This is a genomic window from Desulfotalea psychrophila LSv54 (assembly GCF_000025945.1).
Lineage (GTDB): Bacteria > Desulfobacterota > Desulfobulbia > Desulfobulbales > Desulfocapsaceae > Desulfotalea > Desulfotalea psychrophila.
This window is the reverse complement of sequence record NC_006138.1, coordinates 2,832,410-2,844,412: the sequence shown is the minus strand read 5'-3', so window position 1 is coordinate 2,844,412 and position 12,003 is coordinate 2,832,410. Positions and strand designations below refer to the sequence as shown.

Annotated in this window: 13 protein-coding genes; 7 read left to right on the top strand and 6 right to left on the bottom strand. The window is 45.7% G+C overall.

Going from position 1 to position 12,003, the window contains the following annotated elements; all coding sequences use genetic code 11:
• Positions 1-621 (bottom strand): FlgO family outer membrane protein, encoded by a 621-nt coding sequence (locus DP_RS12620; RefSeq protein WP_156792301.1) that lies wholly within the window; start codon positions 619-621, stop codon positions 1-3.
• Positions 622-643: 22 nt separating this feature from the next.
• On the bottom strand, positions 644-1,273 hold the full coding sequence (locus DP_RS12615; RefSeq protein ID WP_011189734.1) for a hypothetical protein: 630 nt from the start codon (positions 1,271-1,273) through the stop codon (positions 644-646).
• Positions 1,274-1,642: 369 nt separating this feature from the next.
• On the opposite strand from DP_RS12615, the gene DP_RS12610 reads away from it, so the two are divergent.
• From DP_RS12610 to DP_RS12580, 7 genes are all read left to right on the top strand, one after another.
• Complete coding sequence (locus DP_RS12610; RefSeq protein ID WP_011189733.1) at positions 1,643-2,554, top strand: proline dehydrogenase family protein; 912 nt, start codon at positions 1,643-1,645, stop codon at positions 2,552-2,554.
• Positions 2,555-2,667: 113 nt separating this feature from the next.
• On the top strand, positions 2,668-4,308 hold the full coding sequence (gene pruA / locus DP_RS12605) for an L-glutamate gamma-semialdehyde dehydrogenase (RefSeq protein ID WP_011189732.1): 1,641 nt from the start codon (positions 2,668-2,670) through the stop codon (positions 4,306-4,308).
• 186 nt (positions 4,309-4,494) lie between these two features.
• Entirely contained in the window at positions 4,495-5,619 is a 1,125-nt protein-coding gene (locus DP_RS12600) for a branched-chain amino acid ABC transporter substrate-binding protein (protein WP_011189731.1), read from the top strand.
• Positions 5,620-5,768: 149 nt separating this feature from the next.
• Positions 5,769-6,665, top strand: a complete 897-nt coding sequence (locus DP_RS12595; protein WP_011189730.1) for a branched-chain amino acid ABC transporter permease — start codon at positions 5,769-5,771, stop codon at positions 6,663-6,665.
• Positions 6,662-7,624, top strand: a complete 963-nt coding sequence (locus DP_RS12590) for a branched-chain amino acid ABC transporter permease (protein WP_011189729.1) — start codon at positions 6,662-6,664, stop codon at positions 7,622-7,624. The genes DP_RS12595 and DP_RS12590 overlap by 4 nt, the downstream gene beginning before the upstream one ends.
• Positions 7,611-8,387, top strand: coding sequence for an ABC transporter ATP-binding protein (locus DP_RS12585; protein ID WP_011189728.1), 777 nt, complete (start codon positions 7,611-7,613; stop codon positions 8,385-8,387). The genes DP_RS12590 and DP_RS12585 overlap by 14 nt, the downstream gene beginning before the upstream one ends.
• Positions 8,377-9,102 carry an ABC transporter ATP-binding protein gene (locus tag DP_RS12580; RefSeq protein WP_041277992.1) on the top strand — a complete coding sequence of 242 codons (726 nt, stop codon included), beginning with the start codon at positions 8,377-8,379 and terminating at the stop codon, positions 9,100-9,102. Before DP_RS12585 ends, DP_RS12580 begins: the two co-directional genes overlap by 11 nt.
• A gap of 226 nt (positions 9,103-9,328) precedes the next feature.
• Here DP_RS12580 and DP_RS12575 read toward each other — a convergent pair whose 3' ends face one another.
• The 4 genes from DP_RS12575 to DP_RS12560 all read right to left on the bottom strand — a co-directional run bounded on the left by DP_RS12575 (position 9,329) and on the right by DP_RS12560 (position 11,792).
• Positions 9,329-9,619, bottom strand: a complete 291-nt coding sequence (locus DP_RS12575; RefSeq protein WP_011189726.1) for a YciI family protein — start codon at positions 9,617-9,619, stop codon at positions 9,329-9,331.
• 163 nt (positions 9,620-9,782) lie between these two features.
• Positions 9,783-10,043 (bottom strand): EscU/YscU/HrcU family type III secretion system export apparatus switch protein, encoded by a 261-nt coding sequence (locus DP_RS12570; protein ID WP_011189725.1) that lies wholly within the window; start codon positions 10,041-10,043, stop codon positions 9,783-9,785.
• A gap of 3 nt (positions 10,044-10,046) precedes the next feature.
• On the bottom strand, positions 10,047-10,967 hold the full coding sequence (locus DP_RS12565) for a flagellar hook-length control protein FliK (RefSeq protein ID WP_011189724.1): 921 nt from the start codon (positions 10,965-10,967) through the stop codon (positions 10,047-10,049).
• A 147-nt stretch (positions 10,968-11,114) separates the two neighbouring features.
• On the bottom strand, positions 11,115-11,792 hold the full coding sequence (locus DP_RS12560; RefSeq protein ID WP_011189723.1) for a PilZ domain-containing protein: 678 nt from the start codon (positions 11,790-11,792) through the stop codon (positions 11,115-11,117).
• Between the last annotated feature and the right edge of the window lie 211 nt (positions 11,793-12,003).

Genomic DNA, 12,003 nt, shown 5'->3' with positions numbered 1-12,003 from the left:
CTACTCTAAAATAGAGTTCATAATGGGTCTTTCCGGCTCTGCGACTCTGTCATCTTCTTCCAAGCCGAGTAATGCCATGATATGCTCGTCGATGGTCAGCGAGTAATCATTTGCTGAAATTATAGTACCATCTTTTGGATTTATCAGGCGAGCAGAAATATAGAGCACCCGATTGGCTCGTGAGGTTGTTCCGGTAAAAATGGCCTGAGCTGTCTGCTCTTCTTTGATGTTCTGTGGATGTCGACTGAGTATTGTTTCGCCAGTTTGAGGCCTTATATGGAGCTTATCTTCAAGCTTTATCTCTTTGACGATATAGTTGTGCTGAACAAATCTTGAGATTACCTGTTGCTGGATGAGTCTACCAAAGGCTGAGGTCTTCTGCAGATTGTTGTTACTGACCACCGTGGTTACCAGGATGGGTTGCTCCGGGTTTCCTGGAATAATTGGCGGCATAGCATTTTCTACAAGATCATCGACAATATCATAGGAGAAGAGAATGAGATTTTTTCTTGCCGCCAGAGGTGTATGGTCAAATGTTGGGGTGGAGCATGCGCCCAGAAAGAGAAGGGCTGAGACGAATCCTAGAAAAAGCGGGCAGTAATAGGTGGATTTTTTTTTCATACTCATCATGATTTGTTAGAGGTTAAAAGAGAGGTTGAGGTTCTAGAAGAATTTCTTCAGCTTCAGGCGTCTGCTTAAGTGGCAGAGCATCTGTCTTCTTTTCAGAGGCAATACCGATGACCGTGGCGGGTGTGGCTTTTTGGTAATACCTGAACTCATCGGAGTTGAGTCGGTAGATATCTGATTGAGAAAAGATGTATCTGTTGTTGGATATTATTGAGGTGGTTATCAGTACCTTGGCGCTAATCTTAGGCCCCCAGTAGCCCATGTTTGATTGGGCAAGTACCTGGGTTGTATAACTGATATCTAATGTTTCCGGAGTTCTTTTGTCTGTTGTTGGGACACCGTATTCCAAGAGCTTAGCGGTGAGCAGCTCGCGAAATACCCTGTCAAACGCTGTTGTGGCTTGGCTACAGGCAGAGAGCTGGTAACAGGCAGGGCTGATGTAAACAGATCGGTCAATATAGTTCTGCTGAATGAGTCTGTTGTTTATTCTGTTTGCCAGGGATGCAACGATTGATTGCCAATCGGCTGTGGCTACTTGGCACGTTCCGGGCTGGCTGACCTTGGATTTCAATTGTTGATGCCTTGCACAGCCTGCTGTGAGGGCAAGGAGAGCCACGCTCAAAATGAGTATAAATCGTCGAAACATGAAAAATCTCCAGTAAAATTACAAAGAAAAAAGGTACCTCTTTGTATCGGCTGACTAAAAAAATACTAAAGGTAAATCTCCTGTTCTTTTATGATGGATGGGGCAGATTAAGGGGGTGGGGCATATCGCTTCTGCTAGGGTCTAAAGGCTCTGCCTCTGTCTCAATCCTGTTTGTTTTCTGAAAAAATATTTGACATAAGACTTAGGAATATCGTAGATTTTTGTATGTGAGCTCTCTTTTTTACAATGAGCAAATCGCTGTATATTCAATTTTTTTAACAGTCTGTTCTTCATAAAACGGCAAGCCGTTGCGCTATTTTGGTGTAATGATTTTTTTGATTTTTTTACTTTAGCCTTAGAGGGTGATTTATGATTAATAAGCTTATCTCTCAAATCTTACCGCATATGCCCCCCCAGTTGGTGTGGATGTTTTCGAAACAGTATATTGCGGGAGAAACAGTTGAACAGGCCATCGAAAAGTCTAAGAAACTTAATGATATTAATGTGATGACAACTATTGATGTCCTGGGTGAGTTTATTACCAAACTTGAAGAGGCAGAGGCAAATAAGAGAGAGTATATCAATGTTATTGAAAAGGCTGAGGCTGCCGGTGTAAAGGGAAACTATTCCCTCAAACCTACCTTTTTGGGTCTGCTGTTGGATAAGGAGGTCTGTTATCAGCATATTCGTGAAATTGTGCAAAAGGCCTCGGCATATGACAATTTTATTAGGATAGATATGGAGGATTCTCCCTGTACGGATATGTCCATTGATCTGCTTCGTCGCTTAAAGGAGGAGTTTCCTGAAAATGTAGGGCTTGTTCTGCAAGCCTGTTTAAAGAGGACTCTAGCGGATATTAAGGCCTTGGCTGTATTGAACAGTCCGGAGGTGCCTCTGAATTTACGTCTGTGTAAGGGGGTTTACGATGAACTGCCTGCGATTGCCTATAAGGAGTACGAGACAATCAATCAGCACTATCTGGAAGATCTTGAATATATGCTTCAGCAGAAGATGTATCCTGCCATTGCAACCCATGATAAACCCCTGGTGGATGGGGCCCTGAAGCTTCTTGAAAAGTATAATGTTGCAAAAGATAGGTATGAATTCCAGATGCTTTATGGAGTGACTCCTCGCCTGCGTGCCTCCCTCGTTGATGCAGGTCATCCCCTGCGGGTCTATGTTCCCTTTGGGGAGAAGTGGTTTGGCTATAGTACGAGAAGGCTTCAGGAAAATCCTGCTATGGCAGGTGTTATCATAAAGGCCCTGTTTAAGAAGGGGTAGGCGTTTCTGTTTGGTTGGAAATGCTGGCGAGATATCTCGCGCCAGTTCTTTGTTGTGCGGAAATCGGTGGTAAAACTGAAAAGATAAATCTTTGCTCGTTTTAAGGGGATAATATGAATCTTTTGAATAATGCAGTAATTAATACACCAAAACCTATTAATGAACCAATTTATGATTATGCTCCGGGTAGTCCTGAACGAAGAGCACTGAAGGCTGCCTTAGAAGAGATGAGTCAGCTTGTTCTGGATATTCCTCTTATTATTAATGGCGAGGAGATTCGTACGGGCAATATCGGACAGGTGGTTATGCCCCATGATCACAGACATGTGATGGCTCACTATCACAGGGCAGGGGAGAAGGCGGTACGGCTGGCCATTGACGCAGCTCTTGCTGCTCAGTCCAGGTGGCAGTCCATGCGTTGGGAAGAACGTTGTGCAATTTTCCTGAAGGCTGCGGAACTTATTGCAGGTAAATATCGTTATAAAATTAATGCCGGAGCCATGCTTGCTGGCGGGAAAACAGCCTATCAGGCGGAAATTGATGCGGCCTGTGAACTCATAGATTTTCTTCGTTTTAATGTCAGCTATGCAGAGCAGATTTATAAGAATCAGCCTGTCTCCTCCCCGGGAGTGTGGAACTTTGTTCAGTACCGTCCTCTTGAGGGATTTGTCTTTGCCGTAACGCCCTTTAACTTTACCGCTATTGCCGGTAACCTTCCCACTGCCCCGGCCCTGATGGGCAACACCGTGGTGTGGAAACCTGCCTCTTCCCTGGTTTACACCCCCTATCTCTTGATGGAAATTTTTGCGGAGGCCGGTCTGCCCCCGGGCGTTATCAATTTTGTTCCCGGTGCAGGTGCCTCTGTGGGTGATATCTGTCTTGCCGACCCTAATCTTGCAGGTATTCATTTTACCGGTTCAACGGCTGTCTTTCAGTTTATGTGGAAGACAGTGGGTAATAATATTGCAAGCTATAAATCTTATCCTAGAATTGTTGGAGAAACAGGAGGTAAGGATTTTATCTTTGCCCATTCATCGGCAGATCCCCAGCAAATTGTTACAGCCATTGTTCGTGGTGCCTTTGAGTATCAGGGACAAAAGTGCTCAGCCGCATCTCGGGCCTATATTCCCCGTACTCTTTGGCTGGTGATAGAGGAGGGTTTGAAGAGAGAAATTGCAAAAATAAAGGTGGGGGCAACTACAGATTTTTCTAATTTTATAAGTGCAGTAATTGATAAGGGTGCATTTAGTTCGATTACTAGTTATATTGACTTCGCCAAGGAAAATGAGGGTGGAGATGTGATCATTGGCGGCGGTTATGATGATAGTCTTGGCTACTTTATCGAACCAACGGTTATTCTCGCAACTGACCCCTGTTTTGAGACGATGGTTGAAGAGATTTTTGGTCCTGTTATAAGCATCTATGTCTATGAAGATGAGGATTATATGGAGACCTTAGCTCTCTGTGATAGTACATCTGTCTATGCTTTAACCGGAGCAATTTTTTCACGGGACAGAGAGGCGACCAGTACTGCCCTGACGAAACTTGAGCATGCTGCAGGAAATTTCTATATCAATGATAAGCCAACGGGACCAGTGGTTGGTCAGCAGCCTTTTGGCGGGGGTAGGGCTTCGGGTACCAACGACAAGGCCGGCGCAGCCAGTAATCTGATGCGTTGGGTGTCCCCTCGAACCGTTAAAGAGACCTTTGTCGCTGCCACAGAGTTTTCCTATCCATTTATGGATGAAAATTAAAGAAATTAAAACGATCGGTCATTTTTTGAGTGGCCAGATCTGTGTTCAGTGTGGCTTTTCGCATTGAAATGTTTATAGAAAAGTGTAGACGTGTTTGTTGTCTACATGACCTGGGGGAGAAGAGTTGCTTTTAACGAAATCTTTTCCCATGGGTAAAAGAACAACTATTCGATTTGGAGAAATACAATGTTGAAGAAGAAAGCCTTGGCGGTGTCGCTGCTAAGTTTATCCCTTATGGCCACCACCAGCTATGCAAAAGATGTGCTGACGGTGGGTGTGCAGGCCCCGATTACCGGTAGTTATGCAAATGAAGGCCAGGGGATTGATAATGCAGCCCGTTTGCTTGCAGAGCAGATCAATGCCAAGGGCGGCGTCATGGGTAGGCAGATAGAGGTAATTACCTGTGATGACGAGGGCACTGCCATGAAGGCGGCTATCTGTGCCAAAGATCTTGTTAATAAGGGTGCCAAGATGATCATTGGCTCCTACACCTCGACATGCGCCGAGGCAGCTCAGGCAACCTATTATCGGGCGGGAGTTCTGCAAACCAGTGATGGTACCAGTGACAGCTTGACCAGCCACGGCTATTGGACCTTTTTCAGAAACTCCTTTCCCAACAGTGCCGAGGCAACCTTTACCGCTGATTACTTTGTAAACGTAAAAAAATATAAGCGGATAGCCATCCTCTCTGACTTTTCCAGCTATGCTGTAGGACTTGGCAATGCAGTGGAGAAGGCCATAGAAGAGGCCGGTGGTAATATTGTTGCCCGGGAAAAGGTAAAGGCCGGAGGACAAAATTTTACACCTGTTCTTACCCAGTTAAAATCAAAACGTCCGGATGTTATCTTTTATGCAGGTTACTATTCCGATGGCGGTTTGATCCGTGCCCAGATGATAGCCCTGGCCATGAAGACAGACTTTGTTGGTGGTGATGCCAATGATAATCCTGACTTTGCTAAACTTGCAGGAAGGGCAGCTGCCGGTGCCTATATCATTAATGTCCCCACTCCAGATCTTCTTCCATATGATTTGGCCAAGGATTTCCTCAAGGACTATCAGACAAAGTATGGCACCATGCCACCATCAATTTGGACCCTGCTCAACGTTGATGGTATGCGCGCCTTTATTCACGCTATGGAGTCCAATGGCGATTTTGATACTAAAAAGGCGGCAGATTTTCTTCACACCTTAAGGGATTATCCTGGAATTACAGGTCCTATCTCTTTTGCCCAAGATGGTAATAGGGTGGGAAGTGGTTATATGACCTACCAGATTCAGGCGGATGGTACCTATTCAATAGTTCACAAATAAAACTGGTGAGCTGTTAGGTCTGTCCTGTAAATAGGGCAGGCCACCCCCCATTTTTCCGACATTAAGGCTTGTGCCAGCCTTTTTTGTCCTTTTATCTCAAGAAAGCCGGGAATGTTTCCCGTTCTTTCTTATTTTTTTATCGGGTTTATATGGATATTTTTCTACAACAACTCGTCAACGGTTTGACCATTGGTTCAATGTTTGCCATGATTGCTCTTGGCTATACAATGGTCTACGGCGTCATGAAGTTGATTAACTTTGCTCACGGTGATCTGGTTGCTGCCTCCGCCTTTGTTGGCCTTTTTGTTTTTACAGAGCTCTTTGGCGAAAATGGCTCTATCCTGACGGCTGTAGCTGTTTTTGCCGTTACCGCAGTTATTGTTGCCATTTGCGGTGTCCTTTTGGAAAGGGTTGCCTATCGGCCTCTTAGAACGGCGCCTCGGCTCTCGGCTGTTGTCTCCGCCCTTGGGGCATCGATGGTCATTCAAAACGGAATTATGCTTCTTTGGGGTCCACAAATGAAGATATTTCCAGATCTCATTCCTCAGATATATTGGGAGTTGGGCGGAGTTGTGATCAGTCTTATCCAGGTAATTATCATGGTTCTCTCTCTCTTTTTGATGATAGCCCTCTATCTGTTTATTGAGAAAACTAAGATGGGTACGGCAATTCGGGCAAGTGCCATAGATCAGGATGCAGCCAGACTCATGGGAATTAATGTTAATAACATCATTGTTACAATCTTTGTTATTGGTAGTTCACTGGGTGCCGTTGGCGGTCTGTTTATAGGTATGTATTACAAGGGAATTACCTTTGATATGGGCTGGCAGTACGGCTTAAATGCCTTTGTGGCAGCTATTATAGGTGGTATTGGCAATATTCCGGGCGCTATGCTTGGTGGTATGCTCCTTGGTCTCTTCAATGCATTTATAGCAGGTTATGTTTCAAGTACCTGGGCCGATGCATTTACCTTTACCCTCCTGATTGTGATTCTGATTGTACGACCAACCGGAATATTGGGAGAAAGAGTGGCGGAAAAAGTATGATGAAAAAAATAGAGCAGTTTGGCTATCCCCTGTTTTTTTTGCTGATGCTGAGTCTGCCGGCGCTGCTTGATTCTCGTTGGTTGGCTGTGGCAACGACCTTTGTCGTTTTTTCCATCGTAGCCTTGAGTATGGATATTATCCTGGGCAAGGCCGGGATGTTTAATATGGGCCAGGCACTTTTCTTTGGTATGGGCGCCTATATTAGTGCAATTTTAAACGCTCATTTTGGTTGGCCCATGTTGGCGACTGTACCTGCTGCCATCATCATTCCAGCAATTTTTGGGGTGATTCTTGCCGGTCCCATTGTTCATCTTCGTGGCGATTACCTGTTGGTGGCATCCATTGGCTTTAATATTGTTTTTATTCAGGTTGTGCAAAATGATCTTGGCGGCGTAACAGGTGGGCCCAATGGTATTTTTGGTCTTGATATGATCAATCTGCCGGGGTTTATGGACTCGCCACAGCTAGGTGCCTTTTATGCGGCTCTTATAGCCCTCTTTCTTACCTTTCTTTTAATGTATAACCTTGCAAAGAGTAAGGCGGGACGTGCTCTGCACTATCTGCGTGAGGATGAACTTGCCGCAAGCTGTGTGGGGATAAATACCAGAGTCTATAAGATATTTGCCTTTGCCGTAGGGGCAGGGATTGCCGGTATGGCAGGGACCTTTTATGCCAATCAATACTCTGCTGTGAGTCCGGAGGCCTTTAATTTTCTTCAATCGGTTCTCTTTTTCAGTATTGTCATTGTGGGTGGCTCTTCAATTCCCGGCATTCTTCTGGGCGTCTTTGTTATGTTTGTCCTCCCAGAGATTTTTCGGGATTTTGCCACCTGGCGTTATTTTATCTTTGGTCTTGCTATGATTGTTACGATGATAATACGACCGAGGGGAATATGTCCTGCAAAATTTGGTAAAATTCCTAAGAGACTGATAAAGGAAGGAAGTTATGACATCGAGTAATCTGATTTTGACAAATGTGACCAAGAGGTTTGGGGGCTTAACCGCTGTTGATGATTTAAGCTTTACTGTCAAGGCAGGTCAAATCTATGGCATAATTGGTCCCAATGGTGCAGGGAAGACCACCGTTTTTAACTGTATTACAGGCATTCATCCCTGTGAAGAGGGATCTATCCATTGGAATGGAGAGGATATTACTCGGCTTCCACCCCATAAGGTGGCCGAGCGTGGTATTGTTCGCACTTTTCAAACTATCCGTCTCTTTGAACAGATGAGTGTTGCCGAAAATATCATGAGCGGCCGTCATATCAAGAGCAAGCAGGGGTGGTGGAATGGAATTTTTCCTACCCCCTCTTCTCGTGCCGACGAGGAGAGTAATTGGGATGTTGTCGCTGAGTTACTCCACTTTTTTGATCTAGAGGCCTATGCGGTGAAACCCGTTGGTGCTCTTGCCTATGGTATTCAGCGTCGGGTAGAGATGGCGCGGGCGTTGGCTACGGAGCCGTCGCTTTTGATTCTTGATGAACCTGCAGCAGGGCTTAATGAGAATGAAACTCAGGAGTTGATTGATACCATCTATCGTATTCGTCAACGTGGGGTGACTATTCTTCTTATTGAGCATGATATGGATTTGGTAATGGAGGTAACGGAATATCTGACCGTTATAAATTTCGGGAAAAAGATTGCTGAGGGAACGCCAGACATTGTTCAGGCTGATCCTGCCGTAATTGAGGCATATCTTGGGAGTGACGACGATGATTTCTAATGAGGCATTACTTAATATTACCGACCTTGAGGTTTCCTACGGTAACATCGCGGCGATTAAGGGAATTTCCTTGCAGGTACACCGGGGTGAGATTGTTACCATCCTCGGTTCAAATGGTGCGGGCAAAACCACCACCATGCGTACCATTACCCAACTTCTTCGGGCAAAGTCTGGTTCTATCATCTTTGATGGGGTAGAGCTGACCCAGCTTCCTGCCCATAAGATTGTTTCTCTGGGGATGAGCCATTCCCCGGAGGGTCGTCGGGTCTTTGGTATCCTTACCGTAGAAGAGAATCTTCTCCTTGGTGCCTATAGCAAGAAGAAGATGGACCCGGAGATACTTGGTTGGGTTTATAATCTCTTTCCTCGCCTGGAGGAGCGTCGTAGCCAGCTTGCCGGAACCCTTTCGGGTGGAGAACAGCAGATGCTTGCCATTGGCAGGGCGCTTATGTCAAAGCCGTCCATGCTTCTCCTTGATGAGCCAAGTTTGGGGATTGCCCCGATTCTGGTAAAGGCTATCTTTGCCCAGATCAAAAAGATCGCCGAGAGTGGGGTGACTGTGCTGCTCGTTGAACAAAACGCCAAGGCGGCTTTGCGACTTGCTAATCGAGGTTATATCCTTGAGGTGGGCAAGATCGTCTTTTCGGGTACCTCGGCAGAGCTCCTTGCCTCTCCTAAGGTTCAGGAGGCCTATCTGGGTAAGAAACGTAACTGATTTATCCAGATTTTCCCCACATCTGCTTCTACGCAAAAATCCCCTGTTGATGAAACAGGGGATTTTTTTTAGCCTTTTTTCCTGATAGAATAAATTGATTGTCCCTGGGCAGGGGCTGGCTTCAGACGGCGGTGCCGTGAGGAGGTGGTTGGATAGGTTGAGGATGGCTGAAAGTTGAATCCGAATGGCCCAGTGGCGGGGTTACTCCACCCCGCTGAAGAGCTACTTATACCTCTTTTAATGTTTCAAAGCCATCGGCCACCATGCCCGGAATGAACTCGGTGATATCGTATTTCGCAATACCGGCTTGATTAAATGGGTCTTTTTTCAGAATAGTTTCAAGCTGATCCCGGTTTTTAACCTTGGAGAAGATGATACCGCCTGTTCTTGGAACCTTTCGGCCCGATGCAATAAAATTTCCATTGGCATATGCATCTTTCAAATAGGCAATATGGGCGTCAAGGTGTTTGTCCACCTCTTCCAGTTCAACCTTGTAGGTCAATGATATGATAAACATGCATTTCCTTTTTTCGATGCCCTTGTCTTTACACCATCAGGTTCATCTTCTTCTGCTCTCTTGAGTGGAAAATGTGGCGATGAGAACAGATGGTTTTGACAGAAATTCTACTTTAAATCAAGAAGCTTACAAGCATTTTTCTATCGCTATGGTGGAGGGGGGATTATTTTTCATATTTTCCGTTTACCTTATAGACAAAACTTAAAATTTCACTGACGGCGCCGTACAGCTCCATGGGGATTTCCTGGTTGAGCTCAATTTGAGCAAGTAACTCCACCATATCCCGGTCCTCTTGGATATAAACGCCTGCGGCCTCTCCGGTCTCTATGATATTTTCGGCTACGATACCCTTACCCGAAGCCACAACCCGTGGGGCCCTGTCCTCTTCCTGGTGATAGCGTAGGGCGACTGCTTTTTTTTGCACGGCTTATACCTTTTGATTGATGATGCTTTGCTCGGGGCCGGTACCCCTGGAGAGTAATTCGGCAATGGGATCCTTGGCATCATGGCTGAGGCCAATAGTGCAGAGGGGAAAGAGGGCAGAGAGCTTTTCCTGGAGCATGGGGAGATGTTCTTTTAAAAAGGCACTTTTTTCCTCTGAGTCTGTATGGATGTGGATGGTCACTCCCTCCTTGCCGCCAGCCAGGTCAATCTGTAGGTTACCCAGGGCGCTCACTTGGAGATAGAGAGAAAAGTAGATGTTATCCTGTTCTCTTCTCTCCTCCTGCCTATGCCGGTCTCTGTCGCTGTGAATAAGGAGAAATCCGAGATTGAGAAAGTCAAAGGGCAGGGGCAGGATGAAATTACCTTGCTCACTTTGACTGATATTAATCAGTTGGAATGAGTCTATTATACTGGAAATTTTATGAGCTTCTTGATGGAGGGGGCTGGAGGAGGGGAGTTTGCCAAGTATCTCAAAAAGGGAGTTTTTGATTTGGCCCTTTACCTCATCAGGCCTACCCTGCAGCAGGGATCTTTCGTGGGAGAGGCCTAGTTGGTTCAGTAACTCTTTGAGTAGCTCTCCGCCTCCCCCCTCTAACAGTATCTGTTGTCCGCTAAAAAAGCTGGAAAGGGAGTGGAGGCTGGTGGCGGAAAGGGCCTTTTCGCTGTTTGCCATGAGCAGGGAGAGTTGAGCGAGGCTCACCGGCTGGGCCATCAGAGGTGTTTTTGCCCCTATGGTTTGGAGAAGCTTAGAGATGAGGGGGGCCTTATCGCTTTTGTCTGGCTGGATCTGCGTCTCCTGAGAAATTTGCTGTATCGTCAGCCGAATCTTCTGCCCAAGCTCGAGTGGCGTTTGAGAGTGGATTTCAATCTTTTCTCCAGCTACTTGAACCAAAAAAGACACCATTGCCTCTATTTGCCAACACCTTGCCTTCCAGCTCCGAAGGGGTATTTAGGCCCATTTTTTGTTGGGGCTGGGTAGATTTTTCCCCTAGGGGAGGGATTGGTTGGGATGGGGAAAGTATATCCATGGTGATGGTCTAATAAGTTGAAATCATGTGGTTTGAATATTGTCTCGTATCTGGCGACGTTGTTCCTGGAGGCAGTTTGCCGTGATGTTGTCTGCTGCGGCAGGGTTTATCTGGTCAAAGTGGATTGCTGTTAGCCAACGTGACTTGGTAAGGCGTTTAATTCGAATTATATGACCTGTGCAGTTTGTGTTTGTCTTGGGGTCTGTCAGGGCAAGATCTACTTGTAGTTCTTTGAGATTGGCCGCCTCCTGTGGAAGTATGCAGAGTATCCCTGTCCTGGAAATATCGATGCTATCTCCAGCCTGGAACCAATGCGTTTCCTCATTACTTGTGTCAGGACAATAGGAGACTGTCACGGGTACTCGGAGGTTGACCCGAAAAAATTGGCGAAGGGTTGCCGGGTCGATATCTTCAAGCGCTGTCAGTTCAATGGTGTCGGCAATTTTTTCATTAATCTGGGCCTTGCAGGATACCGTTGCTTGCCCTGGGGTCGGAGGGGTACAAAAAGAACAGGTCTTTTTTATATTGTGCATATTCAAGCTTACCCCAAAGGGTAAAACCAGGGCAAAGTTATGTGCCTCTCTCTGGGCAAAGGTACAGTCATATCTGATGGCATTGCCTTCGGAATCATGAATGGCAACAACACATGGTTGGGCTTCATCAATAGTACTGAGTTTTTTTTCGAGTTCTTGCTGTGGCACTATACTTTTCCTCTGTTTTTATAAAATGGCTGTAAATTAATCCTGTTCTGAGGTTTCAGGGCAGGAGTAAGTTGAATATTTGGTAAAAAAATCAAAGAGATATTCTTTGGGGGCCCGTTTGCTTCTAGAGGCAGGGCTTGATCTATTTCTGTAAAGAAATTCATAAGATTTTTTTTCTTTAATATCAATATATATTAGGTCAGCCTGAAAA

What these genes read in the sequence shown, in the direction of transcription:
- DP_RS12590 (WP_011189729.1), top strand. Translation starts at nt 6,662, where the DNA reads ATGATGAAAAAAATAGAGCAGTTTGGCTATCCCCTGTTTTTTTTGCTG.
- DP_RS12565 (WP_011189724.1), bottom strand. Translation starts at nt 10,967, where the DNA reads ATGGTGTCTTTTTTGGTTCAAGTAGCTGGAGAAAAGATTGAAATCCAC.
- DP_RS12600 (WP_011189731.1), top strand. Translation starts at nt 4,495, where the DNA reads ATGTTGAAGAAGAAAGCCTTGGCGGTGTCGCTGCTAAGTTTATCCCTT.
- DP_RS12585 (WP_011189728.1), top strand. Translation starts at nt 7,611, where the DNA reads ATGACATCGAGTAATCTGATTTTGACAAATGTGACCAAGAGGTTTGGG.
- DP_RS12575 (WP_011189726.1), bottom strand. Translation starts at nt 9,619, where the DNA reads ATGTTTATCATATCATTGACCTACAAGGTTGAACTGGAAGAGGTGGAC.
- DP_RS12610 (WP_011189733.1), top strand. Translation starts at nt 1,643, where the DNA reads ATGATTAATAAGCTTATCTCTCAAATCTTACCGCATATGCCCCCCCAG.
- DP_RS12620 (WP_156792301.1), bottom strand. Translation starts at nt 621, where the DNA reads ATGAAAAAAAAATCCACCTATTACTGCCCGCTTTTTCTAGGATTCGTC.
- DP_RS12580 (WP_041277992.1), top strand. Translation starts at nt 8,377, where the DNA reads ATGATTTCTAATGAGGCATTACTTAATATTACCGACCTTGAGGTTTCC.
- DP_RS12615 (WP_011189734.1), bottom strand. Translation starts at nt 1,273, where the DNA reads ATGTTTCGACGATTTATACTCATTTTGAGCGTGGCTCTCCTTGCCCTC.
- DP_RS12595 (WP_011189730.1), top strand. Translation starts at nt 5,769, where the DNA reads ATGGATATTTTTCTACAACAACTCGTCAACGGTTTGACCATTGGTTCA.
- pruA (WP_011189732.1), top strand. Translation starts at nt 2,668, where the DNA reads ATGAATCTTTTGAATAATGCAGTAATTAATACACCAAAACCTATTAAT.